The sequence below is a fragment of the Paraburkholderia podalyriae genome (assembly GCF_014397785.1).
Taxonomy (GTDB): domain Bacteria; phylum Pseudomonadota; class Gammaproteobacteria; order Burkholderiales; family Burkholderiaceae; genus Paraburkholderia; species Paraburkholderia podalyriae.
This window is the reverse complement of the sequence record NZ_VZQQ01000019.1, coordinates 21634-43675: the sequence shown is the minus strand read 5'-3', so window position 1 is coordinate 43675 and position 22042 is coordinate 21634. Positions and strand designations below refer to the sequence as shown.

Genomic DNA, 22042 nt, shown 5'->3' with positions numbered 1-22042 from the left:
CGGCGCTCACGCCAACAGGGTGGTGTCGCGACGCGACCACTGCACGCCGATCCGGCTGCCTTCGTGCATGCCGAGCCTGGCCGGGTCAACGGTGTTCGTCAGCAGTGCCATCACGGTTGGGCCATCGTCGACCTGCACCTGGCATTCGATGACCGGTCCCAGATACGCGAACGACACGATGGTGCCCGCGAGGGTATTGGTGCTGCCGTCCGTGGCCGATGCGCCGAGCGCATCGGGTGCCACCAGACGCGTGCGCTCCGGGCGGAAGCTCAGCGTGCTCGCATCGTTCGGTATGGCACCGTCGAAATTCAGTGCGACGCCGTGATCGGTCAGGAAGCGGCCGTCGCCATCGAGCTTGCCGCCGAGGAAATTCGAGCGGCCCATGAAGTCGGCGACGAACCGATTGCACGGACGCTCGTACAGATCCGCCGGCGAGCCGATCTGCTCAATGCAGCCCTTGCTCATCACGACAAGGCGATCGGCCATACTGAGCGCTTCGTCCTGATCGTGCGTGACGATCAGCGTGGTGAGACCTGTTGCGCGTTGCAACTGGCGGATCTCGGCCCGCACTTCGTGGCGCAGGCGCGCGTCGAGTGCGGACAGCGGTTCGTCGAGCAGCAGTACGTCGGGGTTGATCGCCATCGCCCGTGCGAGAGCCACGCGTTGCTGTTGGCCGCCGGAGAGTTGACGCGGGAGCCGCTCGGCAAAGTCGTGCAGACGCACGCGATCGAGCGCCTCGATGACGCGCGCGGTGATCTCGCTTGCGGGCACGCCGCGCATCTCGAGACCAAAGGCGATGTTGCGCGCGACGGTCATATGAGGAAACAGCGCGTAGCCCTGGAAGACCATGCCCATATTGCGGCGATACGGTGGCTCGCGCGTAATGTCGCGCCCGTCGACACGCATCGTGCCCGCGCTCACCGGCACGAAGCCGGCCAGCATGCGCAGCGTGGTCGTCTTGCCGCAGCCGCTGGGCCCAAGCAACGCGATCATCTCGCCCTTCTCGACCGTGAGGTCGAAGCGCGACACCGCCTGGAAATTACCGTAGCGCTTCTCGACGCCGGAAAACTCGATGTATGCCATGTTCGATGGATCCGAATTGCCTGGGGAAACCTGCGTCAGAAGACGTGGCTGAGCTTGACATATCGATTTGAAACGACGAGCGCGATGCCGATGATCACGATCTGCACCGTGGCGACCGCCGTGATGGTCGGATCGAGGTTCCATTCCAGATAGTTGATGATGCCGATCGGCAGCGTCGTGCGGCCCGGACCGACGAGGAACAGCGATTTTTCGACATCGGTAAACGACACGATGAAGCTGAATAATCCACCTGCCACCAGCCCGGGGCGGGCGAGCGGCAGCGTCACGCGGCGGAACGTGGTCCACGGCGTGGCGCCGAGATTGAGCGCGGCCTCTTCGACGCCACTGCCCACCGATTGCAGCGACGCCGTGACGAGTCGCACCACCCAGGGCACCGCCAGCAGCGTGTGCGCAGCGATCAGGCCGGGCAGCGTGGCCGCCACTTGCCACTCGGTAAAGATCTCGATCTGGATGTAATAGACATAGACCGCGCAGCCGGCCACGATGCCCGGCACCAGCATCGGCGAAAGCAGCATCGTGTTGATGACGCCCTTGCCCGGGAAGGTGGCACGGGCGAGCGCGAGCGCCGCGGGCACGCCGATCAGGAGTGCGATGACAGTTGCGCACAGCCCCACCTGCACACTGGTCACGAAGCCCTCGCGAAACGGGTCCTGCGCCCACGCGTGGCCATACCAGTGCAGCGTGTAGCCGGTCGCCGGAAAGCCCACGATCTTGTTGGCGAAGAAACTCACCCATACAACGATCACCAGAGGCAGCACCACGAAGCCGAGCGTGCTCCAGAGACAGACGTGATATGCGCACGTACGCAAGGAAACGGCGCGCATGATCAGGCTCCATGCACGGCGGAGCCGCGTCGGGAGAGAAACCACGTCGACACGAGCGTGAGCACCAGCGTCGTGAACATCAGCACGAAGGCCAGCGCTGCGCCGAAGGGCCAGTTGTTCGCCTGGCTGATCTGAGTGTAGACCTCGGGCGCCATCATGTGGAAAGTCGAGCCGCCGATCAGGATCGGCGTTGCGTACGCGTTCATCGCGAGAATGAAGCACAGCACGCCGCCGACCACGATGCCCGGCATCGACAGCGGCAGCAGCACGCGCAGGAACATGCGCCAATGACCGGCGCCGAGTCCGAGCGCCGCCTCTTCGAGCGCGGGACTGATGCTTTCGATAGTGCTGTGCAGCGTGATGATCATATAGGGCAGCAGCACCGAGATCGTACCGATCAGCACAGCGTTCTCGGTGTAGAGCAGCTCGACGGGCGCCGTCGTCATGCCGACGGCCTGCAAGGCCGCGTTCACAAGCCCCCGGTCGCCGAGCAGCACAAGCCAGCCAGCCACGCGAACGGCGTTGCCCATCAGCAGCGGCAGGATGACGGCGATGATCAGCACGCTCTTTGCCCGGCGCGATTGAGTGCGGGCAATGTGATACGCCGGCAGGAAGCCCAACACCACGGCCGCCAGCGTACTGACGACGCCGACGTACACGGTGCGGCCAAGGATGCCGCGATAGAACGGATCGCCCAGGAACTTGTGGTAGTTCTCGAGCGTGACCGCCTGCACCATGAATTCGCCCGGCACGAAGCGGTTCAGGCTGTAGCGCATCAGCAGGAGCAACGGGATGCCGAGCAGTAGCACGATGGTGAGCAGCGCCGGCGCCAGCAGCGCCGCCGTCAGCTTGCCCGTCGGCCGTAACAGTCCGTGATGTGCCAGGACTTCGATCGCGGGCGCCGTCGAAGCCGGGGCCTCGAGCGCGGGCGCGTTCAAACCTTGATCTCCTTGTTCCACCATTCGAGCCATTGCGCCTGGTTCTTCGCCGCGTAGGCATAGTCGACGTAGTGCAATTGCTTGCGTTGCGCGTCGGTGAAAGCGATTTCTCGCAGCAGGTCGGTCGGCAGCGCCGCGTTGTCGACCGATGGCGCGTAGTAGGTCAGCGTCGAGATCGAACGCGCGGCGGCCGGCGCAAGCATTTCGTTCAGGTAGCGGTAGGCCAGCTCCTTGTTGCGCGCCCGCTTCGGGATGACCACGCCGAACTGGATTGCGATGCCGCCCTCGGACGGGTAGGCGCCGCGAATCGGCAGTCTGGCGGCGGTCCACTGTGCCGCACGTGCCTTGTAGTTGGCCGAGATCCACACGTCGCCCGACGACATCGCTGCCGCAATCTGTTCGTGCGACGGGTAGACGCGCGGCTGCACGGCCTTCTTCAAGTCGAGCAGTTTCGCGAGCCCCGGCGTCACGTTCTGCATAGAGCCGCCGGCGAGAAGCGCATAGGCGTACAGATAGTTGAAGTAGATCTGGTCGATCAGGCCGACCTTGCCGGCGTAGGCCGGGTTCAACAGATCCGCGAACGAGGTCGGCGGGGTCTTGATCTTGTCCGGGTTGTAGATCAGCTCGACGCCGCTGTACATCCACGGCACAAAGTACGGATTGCGCATGCCTGGCAGCAAGTGCGCCGCATTCGGGATCTTAGAGTAGTCGAGCGGTTCGAGCGCGCCCTGGATCTGCAGCTCGTAGGCGTCGGCGTCGGTGAAATGTGCCACGTCGATGGTGCCGCGCGGCAGGGCGCGCTCGGCCAGCAGTTTCGCCTTGCGCACCGGGGCCGATGCAAGATCGCGCCGGATGCGCACGCCGCTCGCTTCGAGCACCGGTGTTTCCAGCGCCTTCATGCAGTTGTTGCTCCAGTCGCCGCCCCAGTTGCTCACGACCAGCTCGCCTGCATCCTGCGCGCGGGCAATACTGCTGAAGGCCGAACCCCCGAGGACAGTCGTCCCCGCAGCCATCGTTTGCAGGAAATGCCGGCGAGACCAGCTGTTATCCGTCTTCGTTGTCATGTCGATAGCCCGTGATAGGTTAGGTCAGCAGTTCGGATGACTCCAAGTATCTCCATGACATATTTCTATTTTGTTGCTGTATATTTTCCAGGTTGTTTCCAGGCGAGACACCGATGCCACCACCCATTCTGATCGTCGAGGACGACACGACGATCGCCACGATCACCGCGGGTTATCTCGAATCCGAAGGCTTCAAGTCGGAAGTCGTGTCGAACGGGCGCGAGATGATGCGTCGTTTGCGCACACGCGCCTATGCGCTGGTGTTGCTCGACCTTGGCTTGCCGGATGAGGACGGCTTAAGTCTGCTGCGCAAGCTGCGCGGCAGGCTCGATATCCCTGTGATGGTGGTGACGGCGCGCAACAGCATCGACGCCCGCCTCGCGGCGTTCGAGCTGGGCGCGCAGGATGTGCTGACCAAACCGTTCGATCCGCGCGAATTGCGGTATCGCGCGCTCAATGTGATCGCCCGGCACGTGCGCGCGCCGGAGCCACCGCGCGAGTATGTCCTGGGGTCATGGCGCATTCATCTGCATGCGCACACGATTCATTCGACGCGCACGGGCAAGTCTGCCGGATTGACGCGAACCGAGTTCGACCTGCTCGCCGTTCTGCTGCGCGGCGGCGGACGGGTGTTCTCGCGGGCGCAGCTGATCGATGCGGTGACCGGCGTGTCGGATCCGGAGTCGGATCGTGCGATCGATATCCTTGTGAGCCGTCTGCGGAAAAAGCTGGCGAGCGACGGACGCGGCAGCGAAGCCCGCTTGGTGACCGTGCGCGGCACGGGGTATCGGCTGCCGGTGGACGACAGTACGGTGGTTGAGATCTCTGCGTCGAATCGTGGGGGCTGAAAGCGCGCGTCAGCGGCTTCTCGGCCTACGGCGAGCGGGGCGGTACATCGCCAGTTTATCGCGCAACACCTGCCGTGCGACGCGGGCCTGGCGTTCGGTGGCGTCGAGCAGGGATCTGCGTTGGACATCCGTCGATGCCGGTTTTCGCAACTGATTTTCCAACGCGCTCGCAGCAGCGCCCAATGACGCGAAACCCAATGCTGCGGCATTGCCGGCGATCCGGTGGACGAGGTCGGTCAGCGTATCCAATGCGTTCGCTTCGATGGCCGCCAGCGTGTCCGACAGCAGGCGATCTGCCGACCGCAAACTCTGATCGAAACGGCGCTCGCCGATGGCGAGGCGCAAGCGCTCTAGTTGGGATTCAGCTTCGGTGACAGCCGCCGGTGCGGTGCGGCCTCGCAGGCCCTGCAAGCGGCGCGAGACGGCCGATTGCAGCGCCGCCCCCAGTATCTCCAGAAGCAACGGTTTGGGCAGCACCGCGTCGATGCCGCTCATGCCGACGTCGACCAGCACGTCCGACAGAACATTGCCTGTGACCAGCAGAATGGCCAGTTGCTCGTATGCCGGGCCAATCGTCGCGCGAATCCGGCCGGCGATCTGCTGGCCCGTCTCGTTCGGCATCATCAGATCGAGCAGCACAGCGTCGAGCGGATGCGCCGCCATGTGCCGCAGCAGCGCGTCGCCATCGATGAAGACGTGCGGCGTGTGTCCCATCTGACGCAGCAGATCCTCCGCGATCGCACGATTGAGCAGATCATCGTCGATGACCCCGACCGACAGCCGTCGCGACGGGCCGCACGGTACGACGGCCAGCTCACTCGGCGTCGGCGTCCGCACGGCAATCAACGGCAGATCGAACCAGAACCGGCTGCCAACGCCCAGGCGGCTTTGCACGCCGATCTCGCCACCCATGGCCGCGACCAGCTTCTTCGAGATCGCGAGACCCAGCCCCGTGCTCAGCGGATTGTCCGGTGCGGAGCGAGAGAAGAATTCGAACAGGCCCGGCACGTCGTCCGCAGCGATGCCGATGCCTTCGTCGGTCACCTCGTAGCGCAAGTGATTGCCTTCGCACGTCACCGCGACGGCGACCATACCCTGCGTCGAGTACTTGATCGCGTTGCTCACCAAGTTTGCCACGACCTGCTGGATGCGCGTCGGATCGCCGCGCACGACAGCCGGCACATCGGGGGCGACCCGGATCACCAGCGCGGAGCCGCGCTCCAGCGCGCGCGGTGCGAATTGCATGCTGATCGCCTCCATCAGGAAGCGGGGATCGACGTCGCTCAGCGTGACGCTGAAATCGGTCGCTTCGCTCTTCAGGTATTCGAGCAGATCGGAGAGGACCGTCGAGAGCCGCTGCGTCGATTCGAGCAGCAACTTCGATTTTCCGTGTTCGCCGTCGACACGCGCGTTGAAGGCGAGGATCTGCGCGAGACCAACGATGCCGTTCAAACCGTTACGGACTTCGTGACTGAAGATCGCGAGGAAGCGCGTGATCGAGTTGGAGCGCGATTGCGCGGTTTCCGAAGCAAAACGCAGTTCCTGTTCGCGCTGCTTGAGCACAGTGATGTCCGAGCGCACGCTCGTGATGCCGCCGGACGCGGTGCGCCGTTCGCTGACACTTAGCCAACGGCCGTCGTCGAGATGCTGCTCGAAGAAGCCAACACCTTTGCGATGGAAGTCAAGTCGGCGACGGATCCAGTCGGTCGCGGTCTCGCCATTGAGCTGCATCTGACCGCGTGCAATCGACGTGTTCACAATTTCGCTGAAGCTTACGCCGGGCCGTACGATATCTGAGATGGTGGGGTAGAGCGCGGAATACTGCGGATTGGCGATCAGCAAGCGGTCCTGGTTGTCGTAGAGCACATAGCCCTCAGGCAACGCGTTGATACCTTCCTCCATCAGTCGCGCGTATTGCTGTGCTCTGGCCAGACGGCGCAGTATCGGAGACAGATCAACGATATAGCCGGCGTTGGGTGCAGTCCCGATGATGTTGAATGTGCGTTTGCCGAGTGTGACTTCGACCGACTGTGTGGTGTTCTCCAGTGGATACGTATCCGGCGATGCCAAGCACGTCATCACCTGCTGTGGGCTGTCGGCAAGCGACACCGTCACACGCCGTTGAGCATTCGACGGGCGCGACAGTGGGCCTTCGAGGCGTACGCTGAATTCGTCTGGCAGGAATCGCCAGCGGTAGGTAGGTGCAGTCATTCAGAAAAGGTCGTGGATGAGTTCGGCTGGCTGCCGTCAAGGCGCGGGGGTGCCTCAAGCGGATCAATTCCTTTCGAAAGCAACTCGCGCATCGTGAGGGCAGCCTTCCCGGCTTCAGTCACCATAACGGCCACGTCCCTGGAAAGTGCGCCATGCACGGCGATATGCAAATTCTCGTCGTAGCTCCGACTGCAGCATTTGCCTCGGACGGGTTCGATGGCGATTGAACGTACCCCGAATTAGACGACGGTGGGACTCCCTTTAATGGCGCGCAATTACACCTCACGGAAAGCGAACACGTGGTGACAGGTACATGGAGCGAGGGCACGACTAAGAGCGCCTGATCCGGCATGATAAGGGGTGCGGGGCGCAACGGCCAACTGCACGCTCGACTTTGCTACGAGGGCGGATGGGGCGACGAGAGTGCCTCGTGCCCTCAATTTGCGCCGGAATCGGACCTATTCATGATTCGAGGTGGGCAAGCTGATCTGAATGCGTACATCACACTGCAGCGAGGAACCGGGTCTCGATCACATAAAGTCGCTCCCCAACTGGTAGCTCATAACTCCATAACTCGTCGAATTCGTATCTCCTCTCGGCGATGAATTCGGCATAGAACGCTAACATTTGAATGACCGATCACTGAGATATATGCCGCTCGCATGTGGCAGTCGCCGGCCAAGGAGCGTCATTCGGATTCTTCGTTCCGTGGACACTTCAGGGCCTGCTCTGCATGAACGAGCAGTCATTCGAATAGAAGTCGCTTATTCAATTTTGCAGCGTGCCTTGCTTGCGGCAATCGCCGTCGGCGTGGTTCCGAGCATACGCCGGCAGGTACGGCTCAAGTGGGCAGCATCGGCGAATCCGGCCTGCAGCGCCGCCTCGGTCGCGCTGGCGCCGCGCGTAAGTTCGGCGCAGGCTAGTTGCAGGCGCAACCAGAGCAAGTAGGGGCGCAGCGCGATGCCCATCGAGCCGGTAAAGGCGTGCATCAGCCGCGATGGCGACAGGCCGGCCACGACGGCCAGCGCACGCAGCGACAGCGCATCGGGCTCCTGCAGGTGGTTGCGAACGTGGCGCAGCACGCGCCGCACCCCTGGGTGCAGGGTAGGCGGGGGACGACCGCCAAGCAGATCCGCCTCCAGCCACCTCCTGATTCCCGCGTCGCTCGGCGAACCGGTCGCGCAGACCGCGCCGCGCCAGCGTGCCGCCTCGGCCGCTGGGATGTGGGCGATGTCCGCAGGGATGCGTACTGCCAGAGCCGCGCCCAGCGGGCTTTCCGGCTCGATGAAGGCGATCAGCACCGTGGCACCGCGCGCGTCCACTTCGTGCGGCGCGTCCGCGCGCACCAGCGCGGCGTCGCAGAGGTGCCAAGGCTCGCCCTCGCCGCGACGAATGCGCAAGCTCTCGGTCAGCGCCAGGATGAGCTGAACGCTGTGGTGCCGATGTTCGCTGGAAACGTCTCCCGCTCCCCACACGATCATCGCAGTGGGCCACGGGAATGCGCCGGAATTGGGTGCAATGAGCATGACTGGATTCTTGACAGCCAGAACGTTCAAGACAGGACGCGATCCCGCGCTTAGGCTGTGTCGAGATGCCTATGCATCGCGCACTGCAAAGGATATACGCAAATGCCCCTCGTGCAACTCGTCAAACGGCAGTGGTTGGATTACGTGCGGACCCACCGCTCTCGCCGCAACCTGCTCGTACACCTCGCGGCTGTACCGGCGTTCGTCGCCGCCAATACGGCGCTGGTCGTCGCCCTGCTGCTCGGCATGTGGATAGCGGCGACGCTCTCACTGGCCGTCATGGCAGCATCGCTTGCCTGGCAGGGTCGCTGCCATCGCGGCGAACGCGAGCGGCCCGAGCCGTTCTCCGGACCGGCCGAAGCCGTGGTCCGCATTCTCCTCGAGCAATGGGTGACCTTTCCTCGCTTCGCATTCACTGGGGGCTGGACGCGGGCCTTGCGCGAAGCGTCACGATAACCGGCCCCGCGCGGCTAACGCGGCAGCCAACGCACCATGCGCAGCCAGTTGAAAACACCATCGTCGCGAGAAATAGCCGGGGACATACCGCTTTATCTCGCTCCTGTCTCGGGAATGAGGATCGTGCCGGTTGTGACCTTTGTAGACTTTCCAGGAGGTTCGGGCACGACGGGCAACCGGGTCAAGCACTCGAATGTCCTCCGTACTTTGGAAAACTGCCACCGAGTCTGCTCAGCATCAAAGGGCAGTGCGGGGTCGATCAGCGACGTTCACTCACACTTCCGGCTAGCTCGGCCATCGGAGCAAACGCCGGTTACTTCAACCAGGGCGGCAAAAGGCGCCCCTGCCGGCAGCGTCAATCCTCGCGACGAGGCATCCCAGTAGAAAGAGTCTCGCGTCCAGAAATCGCGGCTGTCCACGTCCCGTGGACAGGAATTTTTTTTGGACAAAATGAATCGTATCCAAAAACTTCAGGCCGTCCACGGAACGTGTACTATGAACAAATTTGGACAACCGCAGACCTTGCCATGCATCCGGCCGACCACGATCTGCCTCCTCTGCTGGAAGCTGCCGCCACCGCGTTCGGCGATGCGACCGGCGTTCCTGTCCATCTGCGCAAGGCGCCACCCCGATCCGGCGCGGATGCAGTACTGGAGTTCCATCTAGGCACCCGGCGCTACAAACGCCTCGCGCATGTCAAGCGGACGATCGACCGCTACGGCACCTTGGCCGCTCTCCGCGCGCAGGCCGCGCCGGGCGATGACCGGCTCCTGCTCGTGACATCGTATCTATCGCCTAAGATGATCAATGCGTGCCGCGACATGCAGGTTGATGCGCTTGATCTGGCCGGTAACGCCAGTCTCCTTCTAGGCGATAGCGTCATTCTCGTGTCTGGGCGCCCGCGCCCGGATAGCAGCACGCAGGCACGCGGCCGCACCTGGACCAGATCGGCACTGCGCGTTGCGCTCGCCCTGCTCGCGGTCCCTTCGCTGCTGGAAAAAACCTATCGCGATATCGCACAGGTTGCCGGCGTCAGCCATGGCACGGTCCAGAATGCCATTCACGGCATGCTGGCCCGGCGCGACCTCATCGAGCAGCCCGGCGGACACGGCATGCAGTTCGCCGACGCAGGCCGGCTCATCGATGAATGGACCACGTTGTACCCGACACTGTTGCGTGGATCACTTCAGCTCGGCTACTTCCGCACCGACATCCCCGACTGGTGGAGAAGCGTTCCCGAGCTTCCCGGCCGGTGCCAGTTTGGTGGCGAGCCGGCAGCAGCCATCCTCACGCAATACCTGAAACCAGCCACATTCACCGTATACTGTGCCAGCGAGGTCCCGAGGGAGTGGATCGCGAAGGCCCGCCTGCGGCCTGATCGCGACGGCAACATTGAATTCCTGAGGTCCCCGATCCAGCTCCAGCCTGCGGCTGGACTTCCGCAGAACATCGCGCCGCCCCTGCTCGTCTACGCTGATCTCGTAGCGAGTGGCGACTCGCGCAATCTCGAAACGGCCCGGTTAGTGCGTGAACAATATCTCCCCGCTTGAGCCTCGCCCCCATCGCCCTTTTCCACCCGAAATGGTGGCCCTTTTGCGTGAAGTAGCTGCCGCTGCTTCCGAAAAGAGCATCGAGTGGTTTGTCGGTGGGGCGAGCGCACGCGACGTCGTACTGACGCACGTCTACGATATCGAACCGACACGGGCCACTGCAGACGTTGACATCGGCATTTCCATCGAAAGCTGGGCCGGCCATGAAACACTGAGAACGGCGCTGCTCACATCCGGCCACTTCGAGCAGCGAGGCAGTGCAACCCACCGGCTGCACTACCAGGCCCCTGAGACCGGCGCCAGAACCTGGCTCGATATCGTACCGTTCGGGGGCATCGCAGACGATGGTGGCGAAATCGCCTGGCCGCCCGATCAGGTTATCCGCATGAACGTCGCCGGCTTCGAACAGGCGCTGCAGGTCGCTGTGCCGGTACGCATGGATGCCAATCTCGTGGTGCCGGTCGCTTCCCTTCCGGCGCAGGCAATGCTCAAGATTATTGCCTGGAAAGATCGTCACGCGGTCGATCGCAAGGACGCAACCGATCTGCTTTTCCTGCTGGCGTGGTACGGCGAGGCGGGAAATCTCGAGAGGCTGTATGCCGACGACGCCTTCGACCTGATCGAACGGCACGAGCACGATCCCGATATCGGCGGTGCGGCCCTCCTTGGCCGCGACATGGCGGGTATCGTCACGCCGGAAGTGCGCGATCGGATCCTCGCGGTCATTGCGCCGGACGATCCATCGCCCCTGATACTGACGCACATGATGGCAAGCCGCACACGGATTCCTGGCGGCGATACGGCTGAACGGATCAATCAGCTCTTTGACGCGTTTCGCCAGGAATTTGTCGCGGCGGTGCAGCGAGGAAGCGGGACTTGACCGACCCGGGCAGGAAGCATTCCCGACCGGTGTTCGGCTAGCCCGGCACGCCCTGTCCTGCCCGCGCCTGGAGGTCCGTCAACTGAGCAAGCGCATCCCGCGCGCGCTCCACAGGCACAAAAATGTGATCGTGAAATGCGGCAGCAACGACGTTGCAACTGATGCGGGCCCTGGTCAGCGCTTCAGCCACTGCAGCCGTGAGTCCCACAGCCTCCAGATCGGAATGGACGTTCAGCGTGATCCAGGCTGCCCGGAAAAGAACAGGTAACCCTTCGCGCAGCGCCGTCGGTTCATCGACGATGACGGTCAGCCCCTCGCGCTCACGAAACGTCGCCAGGGGAGCGAGCTGCGACACGTCCCTGTCTGCCAGCACGGACGAAAAGACATAGGCGCCTTCATTCAGCTCTGGCCGCATTGACGCGAGCAGCTGTTCGAGATCCGAAACGGGTTGGCTCACTATGCTCCCTGTACAAGAAGAGGATGAATTGGGCTAGGTATACCGGCCGCGCCATCGCAAGCCGTAGCCACGTTGCATATCGAATCTATAGTGACCGGATCCAGCGAACAAGACGTTATTGAAGGCGCGTCCCAGACGTCGTTGAGGTGATCGTGTCCCCCCCCCAAGGTCCCAACCCTAAGATAATGGCCACACCTTCGCAGACAAAAATCCAATGTCCAAAGGCGAATTACCCCTCCTCGCCGCCCCTCCATGCGGTCTTAGGATCGCCGATGCGACGGAACGCAAGACTTACGCGACAGAATAGATGCAAATTGGTCAGAACATAACGTATTACACATGTTTTTAAATTTCAAGTCCTTCTTTGCTTCCCGCCCTCACCGCACACTTGGCGCATTTGAGGGCGGGAGCAGCGGTGACACGGCAGCAAGACGAGCACGAACATCTGGTCCGGGCAATCGGGAAGACTATTGCGCGTCGGCGCAAGGCGCTCGGCCTGACCCAGGAAAAGCTATCTGAAACCGCAGGTCTCGCCCAGGCGTCGCTCTCCCACATTGAACGCGGCGTTACCTCGCCCAGCATCGAGCGCCTGGCGCAGCTCGCAGGCATTCTTGAATGCCGTCTTTCAGACTTTCTCGGTGAGACCGGCACCGGTCCGGCCGACCGTGCGAGCCGTATCCATCAGAAGCTCTCGGGCCTCAGCCCGATACAGCAGGATGCGCTGGAACGCCTGATGGATGAGGCCATCGCTCTGGCAACAAACGCACGCCCCGCCGCCAAACGCCGCTTGCGCAAACAGAGCCCCTGACTGCGTGACCGGGCTGCACGGCATTGTCCTCGAATGGCTGCTGACTGCCATTGGGTCTTCTTTCTATATGTGGCGTCAACCGGCCCCCCTGCCGGTTCGCGGGTACGTAATGCAGTATTCCAATGCAGACCGGGCCATGCCTGAACGTTGGGCTTGACTGGCTCCCGGTCCGCTTTTATCGCCTGCTATCCGCATTCGCCGGAAATGATCCGGCAGACACGAGGCATTCCCTACCGGATTCCTGACCAACACTCACGTGACCGGCCGTGAGATTGAATCGCATGCCGTTATATCACTAAGATGTGCGAATTAAATATCGAGCAGAATTGCTTGAATTTTCGATGTCACCGACTATGATTCGCGATTGAAGTTGCCCGCTGGAGCCCGTCCAGCATCTTTTGCAGTACCGTCGCTCGTGCGATACCTTTCGCGGTTCGCTTCGTCCCACTGTCTGGACCACCGCAGGTCTTTTGACCGGAAGCTTTCCTTTCTTGCCCGTGTCGGGGAATTGTCATTCCCCAACACGGGCCTTGGCGATTCCCCTTTTTCGTTCTGGAGAATCGTCATGAATCAGTCTGTCGAACCCCGCAAGTATTTCGACCTTCATCTGCGCGGCCTCGGGTATCTGTCCCGTGTCCGCGATGTTACGGCCAAAAGCAATGGCCGCAGCAAGGCCAGGCCCTTCCTCGCCTGCGCCATCTCCGCGTTTCACGGCGATCCGAACGTCGAGAATGGCGTCGTGTATCTTCCGCTGGACCTGATCGTCTCGGGCGAGAAGGCGAAGGAAGCTGTGCGCGCCGTGATGAACGACGCCAACGATCCGGACGTGAAAGTCCTCGTCTCCTTCCGCGCTGGTGATCATTACATCCGTACGTTCGAGCGTACCGGCAACCGCGCGGGTGAGACCGGTGCTGTCCTCAAGGGGCGCTTGCTCAAGCTCTTCTGGATCAAGGTCGACGGCCAGGAAGTCTACCGTGACGAAGGCGACCGCGAAGACGACGACGCTGAAGCAAGCGCCGACACTTCTTCGGAGACCGTCAACGGGCATGAACCGTCGACGGGCAATAGCGATCACCGCGATACGCCTTCTGCGGACGAACCGGCCAACAGCCGCGACATCGGAGCCTCAAGCAACGATGCGGCAGCGGCCGACCGCACCGCCGAACGCACCCACGCGCGCAGCAACCGCTATCCGCCGCTGCGCCGTCATGCGAGCGGGAGCGCCCGTCGCCCGTCCGCCAACGCTGAATGACCGGCGCCCCTCGGTCCCCGCCTCGTGCGGGGGCTTCCTCTCGCGCATCACCGGACTGCCGGTTTTCCAGGGCGACACTCCTCGAGCCCGCTCCGGAAAGCCGGTACCGTCCCGCAGATCGTCGACCGGGTCCACGGTGGCTCCACTACGCCGTGCCGTTTGCGCCGGACCGATCGTTCCGGCCCAGACACGCGCCTGGCAGGGAGTTAACTGCCAGGCGTTATGCGTCATTCGCCCTCACTGCAAGTCAGCGCCAATGAGGGCCAATGAGGCATAACGTGTTCACTGCCGACCTGCCAGTTGCAGGTCCGTCTGCCGCCGCGTCAGGCGACACCTTCACAGCCCTCTTCCGGTGCCATTGTCTGCACGGCTGTACCCGCGTCGCCATGATGCCGGGTCCGGAATAGCTCGCTTCCCCGCTCTCAAGTAGTTCGTTTGTTCAACCCTCGCGGGGAATGCGCTTCCCCGCCGGGGCAGCCGTCCTCCGCTCCTTTTCCGGAGGATGTCATGAACGAGACCACTGAAACGCACGGCATCGTGGCCACCATCGTGCCCGAGGACCGTCGTATGGAAATCCTGCCGCGATACTTCGGCAAGCATATGATCCGCGCCGAAGCCGCTGTTTACGCCGCAATGTCGTCGTTGTGCCCGACCTACCATGGCGGATTCTGGGACTACGTCGAGCTGTCAAACGGCGCGTTCTACATGACGCCTCGTCTGGATGGCCCGCTGCCCATCACCTGCGACGGCAACGGATACGACGGCGAAATGAGCAGTGACGCCGCCGGTATTGTTGCCAGCCTCTTCGCACTGAACGCCATGGCGTGGTCGACAGAAGACGCGCATTTCACGGAGCTTTATCACCGGCTGCTCGCCTTCGTTCCATCTCACCCTGAAGCGCGCGAGATCTTTGCGGCAATCGATTGATGGACTGACACCCAGCCCACCCTTCACGTCTTGCGGAACGCGGCCCGCAGGGCGCGTCTCCGCAACACTCCCGGAGACAACGATGTCAATCTGCACTTCCATCACCCCTTCCCGCCCCGCCATCAGCGGCTTCTATACGAGCACGCGCTGCGGGTCACTGGCACGCGAGAACGGCTTCCAACGCAGACCAGCATCACAGCTTCATGCCGCCGACCAGCCCGATGATGACGTCGATCCGTCGCAGCAGGTTTTTCAGTGCCGCGACGGGCGCACATTGCCGCGCTATATGGCGCAGAGCGTCGATCTTCCTGACGGCCTCTACCTCGGGCTCTTCAATGGACGCGACGATCCGCTTGGGTCCCCGCTCGTTACAGGGTTTGATGGACCGCTGATCGGCCGGCTGCGTTATTGCCACACCGTCGAGGCCCGCGACCTCAAGCTCGAATTCCTCGATCCGTTCGAGGGTTATCGGTTCTTCCCCGACATGGAGCACATAGCCGGACGCGACGGGCAAACGCCTACCGGCAGGATCACGATGCCGATCGAGCTCGTGCTGAACGCGGGCGCGATCGTTTTCGACGGACGGTATTTTGCCGACTGGACAGTCTTCGTTATCAGCTCGGTGCGTACCGTCATCGGTCGCGACCTTCGCTCACAACGGCGCATGTGACCAGAGACTTGTCACCGCATCACCTCATTCTTCCAACTGCACCAGATCAGCGGTGCATTCCGCGCGGGGCATCACACCCGCTCTGGGAGCAATGCCTCGAATCACTGTGCGAGGTACACCATGGGACGGCTCTTTAGTCATGGACAGACGCGTGCGCAACTGATTGCACGCCTAACACGCAATGAGGAGCACGATGACTGTGCACGTCGCTGCCTGCGCCACTGTAGCAGTGGCAACGTGCTCTGGACGGTTTGGGAAATTGAACGCCCCGGCGACACGCCGTTGCGTTACATCGGCTGCGACCTGCTCGCCTGGGACAAAGGCTGCGCCGGCTGGGGCTACAAGGACCTGTGCGAGGAAATGGAGCCGTTCTATTACTCGTGCCCGCTCGCGTATCTCGAGATGGTCCCGCCCGCTTCAGTTGCATGGCGCGAAAAAGTTCGCGCGGGGCATGCGGCGCGCTCGCGTGTGTTGGGGCCTGGCGACAGGCTAACGCTCAAAGGGCTGTCGATCACCGAGGCTGTCGTCGTCAGCCAGCGTCATCGCACGTGGATCGTCGAAAGTGGCGGTCAGCTGTTCCGCTTTCCACCCCGGCTCTTTCATCACATCGTCCAGCAACGACGCTCCGGCGAACCTGCCCGGCAACCCACTAGCTAGGTTCGTCAATGCCGCATGGGCGCGTGGCCTGGTTGCCGGGTCATTTCTGAAGCGCGGCACCGGTGGCGCTTCGGTGAAAACCCATTGCTCTCGATCCGTTCGATGCGGATCCGTGCGTCGCCGCTTCATGTGAAAGCTACAGCCTCTTCCGGCGCGCTCATCGGTCACCTGCCCGTCACGCTGGCAGACAGAATCGATCCGTATCTCTTCAACCCACCCCGCGGGACACCATGCCCGCGAGGGTGCGTCCCGCCTCACTTTCTGGAGGCATCGTGATCTCTCTTTCCGGCACGCTCGACGTGCGCACCATCAAGGGCAGCAACGGCCCGTTCCAGGTCGGCGAACTGACCACGTCTGTCGGCGAATTCAAGGTCAAGGACAAGGTGCTCGAACAGTTCGAGCCCGGCGCCTATACCGGTACCTTCCTGATCGACAAGATCTATCCGCACAGCTACGTCTGGTACGGCAAGGTCACCGTCGAGATCCGCGCGAGGCTCGCCGATGTGCAGCTCGACAACGACGAGCCGTTCAGCGAGACCGGTCAGGCACCGTCCTCGACCGAGCCGGATCCGGCCGACGAGGAACGCATACCCAGTACCGCAGCCCCCGCCCATGCTGACCAGGGGCCATCCCCCGCGCCAACCGAAGGCGATTCTGGCGAGCTGTATCTGTCCGACCTGTTCGGAACCGAGCTGGCCGATGCGATTGTCGCCGGCCAGCCAGTGAAGCTCGATCCAACCGTCGAGCGCGGCGTGTTCCGTCAGCAACGCGACCAGCTTCGCGCATTCGGTTACGCCTTCCAGGCCTCCAGCCAGACCTGGCTGAAAGCCTGATTCCTTCCACTTGCTGCGTGCCGGGCCTTCCGGCAAGCGGCACGCCACGATTCGTTGGAGATCGACATGGCTTTGATCTTTCCCCGCCTCGCCCGAAATTTCGTGAAAAACGGCTACTTCCCGACCGATGCCGTCACGCTCGGACGGATCATCCCGGCGCTCGCGCTGGCCGATCCAGACCGCCCCGTACGGCTGCTCGATCCATGTTGCGGCGAAGGCGCCGCGCTGCACGAGCTAAAGGACGCACTTGGAAGGCAGTCCGCAACACCTGATGCGATCCGCGCATTTGGCGTCGAGTATGACCGCGAGCGTGCATGGCACGCGAAGGATGTCCTGGAAACCGTGGCACACACCGACATCCAGGACATGTTTATCACCGCCCGCAGCATGGGACTCCTGTTCCTGAATCCGCCGTATGGCGACGTCGTATCGGACAAGGCCCAGACTGGCGAGCGTCAGCCGGACCGTCTGGAGAAGCTCTTCTATCTGAAGGCGGTTCCCTGGCTCGCGTTCGGTGGCGTGCTCGTGCTGATCGTGCCGTACTACGTGATGGACCGCGAGTTCGCCACGATGATCGCCCGCAATTTCACACGCGTCGAAGTGTTTCTCGCCCCCGACCAGACGTTCAAACAGCTCGTCATCTTCGGCGTCAAGCGTCGGGCGGATGGTGTCGACACTGCACTCGCCGCACGTCTCGCCCGCATCAGCGACGGCGAACTGCCACCTGAACAGCCTGAGACCTGGACGGCACAGCCGTACTGCATTCCATTGGCCGCCGGTGAACAGGTCTTCATGTCCACACGGATCGATGCGCCGCAGCTCGAGCACGAACTGAAACGCCTGCAGCACGCCACGCTCTGGCCGCAGTTCGCTGCGATGTTCGCAGCAAAGGCGGTCACGCCTCGCCGTCCCCTGCGCGACCTGTCCGACTGGCACCTCGCCCTCGCGCTTGCGGCCGGCCAGATTACCGGTGTGGTTACCGGCGTTGATGGCACACGTCTGCTCATCCGCGGCGACACCGTCAAGCAGAAAGAGCAGGAAGTCCAGATCGAGGAAACGGACAAGGGCGATATCCGGACCACGATCCTGATGCGCGACCGGTTCGTTCCCACGATCGCCGGCATTGACTTCACGCCCGGCCCGAATCTCGGCCGCGTTGTCACGATCCGCTAGCGCGGGTCACGTCTTCAACCCCGCGGGGCCGTGCCCCCGCACGGGCAGGTTCCCCCCGCAAGGACACCCGAATCATGACTGATACAAGCCCCACGAACCAGCCACTGCCTGCTTACCTGGTCGGCTATAGCCTCGACCATACGCACCGGGTCGTCGTCGGCATCCGGGCCGCCAGCGCCGAGGCGGCCTGCGCCATCGCGCGTGCGGCATTCGACGCCGGTACGTTGTGGGATGACGCGCCGAACATGCCGCTGCTCTACGACGACTATGAGGAACTCGACGGACAGGTCCTCAGTTTCGATGCGACGGGCGTCACGGCATGGCCGGCCGCCGACGTCTCCGTCCGTGCGGTGCGACTGCACGCAGCCGCACACCAACTCCTCGCGTTCGCACGACTCGTCGACGAACGGTTGCCTCAAGCAGCAGCGATCGAGACCTGGCATCCCGAAGCTTTGGTGTCGATGACCCTCACGACCGGACAGGTCCGTGAACTTCGCGCCTTGCTCGGAACGCTGACTGACTGCTGACCGCGGCCGTTCCTTCTACACCTCTGTGCGCCCTGTCTCCAGGGCGCTTTCCCCGACCGTTCACCAGGACGCTCAAGGAAAGCGCTTCGCGCTGCGCGGTTTCCCGCTGGTCTGCCGGTAGCAGACCCGTTGTCGCCCGTGACGCGACACCTTCAGCCGTACCCCAGCCGCTTCTTTCCGGCGCCTTTGTCTGCGCAGCGGCGGCTCCCTTGCGGAAGCCCCGGAATTTTCCTTAACCCACCCGGGTCAGCGCCCGGTGGGTGCGCCGGGCATTCACGCTGGAGCACCCCATGCTATATCCCATCAAGGAACTGCAGGACATCTTCATCGATGCATGCGTGCGTGCACCCGATGGCGAGCTCGCCTTCTTGTCCGTCTTCGGTCGCGATGGCGCCGTTCAGCAGCTTTACGCCTCGCTACATCTGGGCGTCCAGGAGGGAGGTATCCGTCAGATCACCCTGCTTGACCCCGACAACAGCCAGCCGATCGCCACAGTATCTATCGGCGATCCGCGGCAGCTGGATAAATACAGCGGTCGTCTGCCGAAGGACAACCTCTTCGGCAACCTCGTGCATACGTGGATCTTCGACGAGTCGCTGCTGACACCGTCAAAAGCCACCGGCTCGGCATGGCTGCTGGTTGACCGGGAAACCCAGACACACAACGAAGCATCGCTGGAAGCACGCGTGTGGTCGCTGATTGAACAGCTCAGTCCGATACCGCTGCTGCCGCATTGGCGCTCCCTGGTCCTCGCCAGCCTCGGAGCGCAAATGGTCAGCAGGCTCGACCAGACACCTTACTCACCCGTCGGACGCATCCACGCTTTCCGGATCGCACTCCCTGGCTCGTTCACCGAGGCGATTTCCAGCTTGGTCCGCAGCGGTGCGCTCGCAATCGACTAACCCCTCCGCCGGTCTTGCCGCCCCTGGATGCGCTGGCGGCCCTCTCTTTATTTTCCTAATCTGCGGGACCTGCGCCCCGTTCCGGGGGTACGTGGCCCGCATCTTCTGGAGACGCATCATGGAAGATCTGCAATCCGCCGTCGTAGACGGCGATGCCGCACACGACGACATCACAGCCGACGACAACGCCGGCGACGTGATCGCCCTGCCGGACTTCATCTCAAACTTTGGCGCCGGACTGCTCGACGCCGTCCGCCAGCAAAACCCGTCGATCTACGATGGGCAGCGCCCCTCACGATGGGACGCACTGCTCGACGAACTGTCGCGACAACCGTTCCCGGCGCAACGGGAAGTCATTCACGCGATCACGACCCTATTGACGCAACACGCACCGGGTGGTGTCCTCAATGCCGAAATGGGTACCGGTAAGACGCTGATGGGCATCGGCGTTGCCGTCCTGCTCCACCATTGCGGCTATCCGCGCACGCTCGTCATCGCACCGCCGCATCTCGTCTACAAGTGGCGCCGCGAAATCAGAACGACGGTGCCGGATGCACGCGTCTGGATCCTCAATGGCCCAGACACACTACGCAAGCTCCTACAGCTCCGTATCATGCGTTCGAGGCCAACGGTACCCGAGTTTTTCATTCTCGGCCGCGTGCGCATGCGCATGGGATTCGACTGGAAGCCTGCCTTCGCGCGCCGCGTCGCAACGCTCGATATGGAGACTGACGCAATCACGCGCGTGTTTGCCTGCTGCCCTGCCTGCGGCGAGTTCGTGTGCGACGAAGACGGCAATCCGCTAACACCTACCCAGGCTCGGCCCGCGCTCAACGAGAAGCGCCGTGCGTGCGGTTGCGGCGAACGTCTGTGGACCCTGGCGCCGAAAGGCCAAGGCACGCGGTCGATGCGTGAGCTCGTAAAGGGAGCTTTGCTGCAGATGCCAACCGTCGGCGAGAAAACCGCCGAGCGCCTGCTTTTCCGCTTCGGCGAATCGATGCTCGCCGACATGCTGCAGGACAACGTGTTCGAGTTCATCAACCTGATGGACGACAGCGGTGAACTCGTGTTCTCGGACCGGCAGGCGAAGCGTATGGAACGCGCGCTCGCTCACACGGAAATATCGTTCGGACAAGGCGGTTATCAAGCCTCAGAGTTCGTTAAACGGTATCTGCCACAGGGCTACTTCGGTCTGCTGATCGCCGACGAAGGCCACGAATACAAGATCGAAAACTCCGCCCAGGGCCAGGCAATGGGCGTACTCGCCCGGAAGGCGTCGAAAACGTTGCTGCTCACCGGGACGTTGATGGGCGGCTACGCCGACGACCTCTATCACCTGCTCTATCGCCTGAACCCGACCATGCTGATCGACGACGGGTTTAACTACAACAGCAACGGCTCAATGGCGGCCGCAACAATGGCGTTCATGCGCGAGCATGGCGTGCTTGTCGACATCCACAAGCAGGTCGACGAAGGCTCGCACCGCACTGCGAAAGGCGACCGCAAGAGCGTCTCGACGGTGAAGGGTCCTGGCTTCGGTCCCAAGGGCATCATGCGGTATGTCGTGCCGTATACGGCCTTCCTGAAGCTCTCGCAGATCGGTCAGAACGTCCTGCCGCCCTATGACGAATCCCTGCTGCCAGTCGCGCTGACTGAGGAAATGGCGGCCGCCTATCGCACGCTCGAATCGACACTGACATCAGAATTGCGCGCCGCGTTACGCTGCGGCGACAAGAGTCTGCTTGGCGTGGTGCTCAATGCGCTGCTCGCGTGGCCGGAATGTTGTTTCCGTCCTGAAATCGTGCGTCACCCTCGCACGAAGCGGATCCTGGCCAGCGTGCCTGCATTGCTGCGCGACGATCAACCCGGTCCCAAGGAAGAAGCGCTGCTGCGACTCGTGCGCGGCGAACTGCTGAACCGCCGGCGCACGCTGGTCTATACGACCTATACCGGCACGCGTGACACGTCGGTGCGACTGAAGAATCTTCTCGATGCGGTGGGTGTCAGGGCATCCGTGCTTCGGGCGAGTGTACCTGCGGAAAAGCGTGAGGACTGGGTCGCCGATCAGCTGGAGCGTGGCGCCGAAGTCATCATCACGAACCCCGAGCTGGTCAAAACCGGCCTCGATCTGCTTGAGTTTCCGACGATTGCATTTCTTCAGTCGGGCTTTAACACCTACACGCTTCAACAGTCTGCACGCCGGAGCTGGCGTATCGGTCAGACGCATGACGTCACCGTGCGATTTCTCGCTTACGAGGGCACAACGCAGATGCGGTGTCTGAAGCTGATGGGACAGAAGATTGCCGTCTCGCAGTCTACCTCCGGCGACATGCCAGAGTCCGGTCTCGACATCCTCAATCAGGGCGGAGAGGGCATCGAAGTTGCGCTCGCGCGGCAACTGGTGAGTCAGGAATAGCCGGAACCTCATCTCCTAA

At 62.6% G+C, this 22042-nt stretch carries 21 protein-coding genes; 14 read left to right on the top strand and 7 right to left on the bottom strand.

Annotated elements, in window-relative coordinates; translation table 11 throughout:
- Positions 1–6 precede the first annotated feature (6 nt).
- From F6X42_RS22390 to F6X42_RS22375, 4 genes are read right to left on the bottom strand one after another with little or no spacing between them, the layout of a single operon-like run.
- Positions 7–1083 carry an ABC transporter ATP-binding protein gene (locus F6X42_RS22390; RefSeq protein WP_187636291.1) on the bottom strand — a complete coding sequence of 359 codons (1077 nt, stop codon included), beginning with the start codon at positions 1081–1083 and terminating at the stop codon, positions 7–9.
- A 35-nt stretch (positions 1084–1118) separates the two neighbouring features.
- Positions 1119–1928, bottom strand: a complete 810-nt coding sequence (locus tag F6X42_RS22385) for an ABC transporter permease (protein ID WP_187636290.1) — start codon at positions 1926–1928, stop codon at positions 1119–1121.
- 2 nt (positions 1929–1930) lie between these two features.
- Complete coding sequence (locus F6X42_RS22380) at positions 1931–2866, bottom strand: ABC transporter permease (RefSeq protein ID WP_246530177.1); 936 nt, start codon at positions 2864–2866, stop codon at positions 1931–1933.
- A complete protein-coding gene (locus F6X42_RS22375) occupies positions 2863–3930 on the bottom strand; it encodes an ABC transporter substrate-binding protein (RefSeq protein WP_187636288.1) in 1068 nt (355 codons plus the stop codon). The genes F6X42_RS22380 and F6X42_RS22375 overlap by 4 nt, the downstream gene beginning before the upstream one ends.
- 113 nt (positions 3931–4043) lie before the next feature.
- On the opposite strand from F6X42_RS22375, the gene F6X42_RS22370 reads away from it, so the two are divergent.
- Entirely contained in the window at positions 4044–4778 is a 735-nt protein-coding gene (locus F6X42_RS22370; RefSeq protein WP_187636287.1) for a response regulator transcription factor, read from the top strand.
- Between the two features lie 9 nt (positions 4779–4787).
- Here the strand turns inward: F6X42_RS22370 and F6X42_RS22365 are convergent, their stop codons facing one another.
- Together F6X42_RS22365 and F6X42_RS22360 are read right to left on the bottom strand one after the other, a co-directional pair.
- Positions 4788–6989, bottom strand: a complete 2202-nt coding sequence (locus tag F6X42_RS22365; protein ID WP_187636286.1) for an ATP-binding response regulator — start codon at positions 6987–6989, stop codon at positions 4788–4790.
- Positions 6990–7753: 764 nt separating this feature from the next.
- Positions 7754–8515, bottom strand: coding sequence for a helix-turn-helix domain-containing protein (locus F6X42_RS22360; RefSeq protein ID WP_187636285.1), 762 nt, complete (start codon positions 8513–8515; stop codon positions 7754–7756).
- Between the two features lie 102 nt (positions 8516–8617).
- On the opposite strand from F6X42_RS22360, the gene F6X42_RS22355 reads away from it, so the two are divergent.
- The 3 genes from F6X42_RS22355 (at position 8618) to F6X42_RS22345 (ending at position 11401) form a co-directional block, all read left to right on the top strand.
- A complete protein-coding gene (locus tag F6X42_RS22355) occupies positions 8618–8971 on the top strand; it encodes an Mpo1-like protein (RefSeq protein ID WP_187636284.1) in 354 nt (117 codons plus the stop codon).
- A gap of 527 nt (positions 8972–9498) precedes the next feature.
- Entirely contained in the window at positions 9499–10521 is a 1023-nt protein-coding gene (locus F6X42_RS22350) for a type IV toxin-antitoxin system AbiEi family antitoxin (protein ID WP_187636283.1), read from the top strand.
- A gap of 31 nt (positions 10522–10552) precedes the next feature.
- Positions 10553–11401 carry a nucleotidyl transferase AbiEii/AbiGii toxin family protein gene (locus tag F6X42_RS22345; RefSeq protein ID WP_187636372.1) on the top strand — a complete coding sequence of 283 codons (849 nt, stop codon included), beginning with the start codon at positions 10553–10555 and terminating at the stop codon, positions 11399–11401.
- A 37-nt stretch (positions 11402–11438) separates the two neighbouring features.
- On the opposite strand, the gene F6X42_RS22340 is transcribed toward F6X42_RS22345, so the two are convergent.
- Complete coding sequence (locus F6X42_RS22340) at positions 11439–11858, bottom strand: ACT domain-containing protein (RefSeq protein ID WP_187636282.1); 420 nt, start codon at positions 11856–11858, stop codon at positions 11439–11441.
- A gap of 415 nt (positions 11859–12273) precedes the next feature.
- On the opposite strand from F6X42_RS22340, the gene F6X42_RS22335 reads away from it, so the two are divergent.
- The 10 genes from F6X42_RS22335 to F6X42_RS22290 all read left to right on the top strand — a co-directional run bounded on the left by F6X42_RS22335 (position 12274) and on the right by F6X42_RS22290 (position 22023).
- On the top strand, positions 12274–12666 hold the full coding sequence (locus F6X42_RS22335) for a helix-turn-helix domain-containing protein (protein ID WP_187636281.1): 393 nt from the start codon (positions 12274–12276) through the stop codon (positions 12664–12666).
- A 565-nt stretch (positions 12667–13231) separates the two neighbouring features.
- Complete coding sequence (locus F6X42_RS22330; RefSeq protein WP_187636280.1) at positions 13232–13918, top strand: DUF3577 domain-containing protein; 687 nt, start codon at positions 13232–13234, stop codon at positions 13916–13918.
- A gap of 507 nt (positions 13919–14425) precedes the next feature.
- Positions 14426–14845 carry an antirestriction protein gene (locus F6X42_RS22325; RefSeq protein ID WP_187636279.1) on the top strand — a complete coding sequence of 140 codons (420 nt, stop codon included), beginning with the start codon at positions 14426–14428 and terminating at the stop codon, positions 14843–14845.
- Between the two features lie 82 nt (positions 14846–14927).
- Entirely contained in the window at positions 14928–15515 is a 588-nt protein-coding gene (locus F6X42_RS22320; RefSeq protein WP_187636278.1) for a hypothetical protein, read from the top strand.
- 237 nt (positions 15516–15752) lie between these two features.
- On the top strand, positions 15753–16172 hold the full coding sequence (locus tag F6X42_RS22315; RefSeq protein ID WP_246530176.1) for a hypothetical protein: 420 nt from the start codon (positions 15753–15755) through the stop codon (positions 16170–16172).
- 272 nt (positions 16173–16444) lie between these two features.
- The gene (locus F6X42_RS22310; protein WP_187636276.1) at positions 16445–17005 is read left to right on the top strand and encodes a DUF3275 family protein; all 561 of its coding nucleotides are present in this window, start codon (positions 16445–16447) and stop codon (positions 17003–17005) included.
- 66 nt (positions 17006–17071) lie between these two features.
- Complete coding sequence (locus F6X42_RS22305) at positions 17072–18178, top strand: DUF6094 domain-containing protein (protein WP_187636275.1); 1107 nt, start codon at positions 17072–17074, stop codon at positions 18176–18178.
- Between the two features lie 74 nt (positions 18179–18252).
- The gene (locus F6X42_RS22300) at positions 18253–18705 is read left to right on the top strand and encodes a hypothetical protein (protein WP_187636274.1); all 453 of its coding nucleotides are present in this window, start codon (positions 18253–18255) and stop codon (positions 18703–18705) included.
- A 290-nt stretch (positions 18706–18995) separates the two neighbouring features.
- Positions 18996–19607: a hypothetical protein gene (locus F6X42_RS22295; RefSeq protein WP_187636273.1), complete on the top strand. Its 612-nt coding sequence runs from the start codon at positions 18996–18998 to the stop codon at positions 19605–19607.
- A gap of 118 nt (positions 19608–19725) precedes the next feature.
- Positions 19726–22023, top strand: a complete 2298-nt coding sequence (locus tag F6X42_RS22290; protein ID WP_187636272.1) for an SNF2-related protein — start codon at positions 19726–19728, stop codon at positions 22021–22023.
- Positions 22024–22042: the final 19 nt, after the last annotated feature.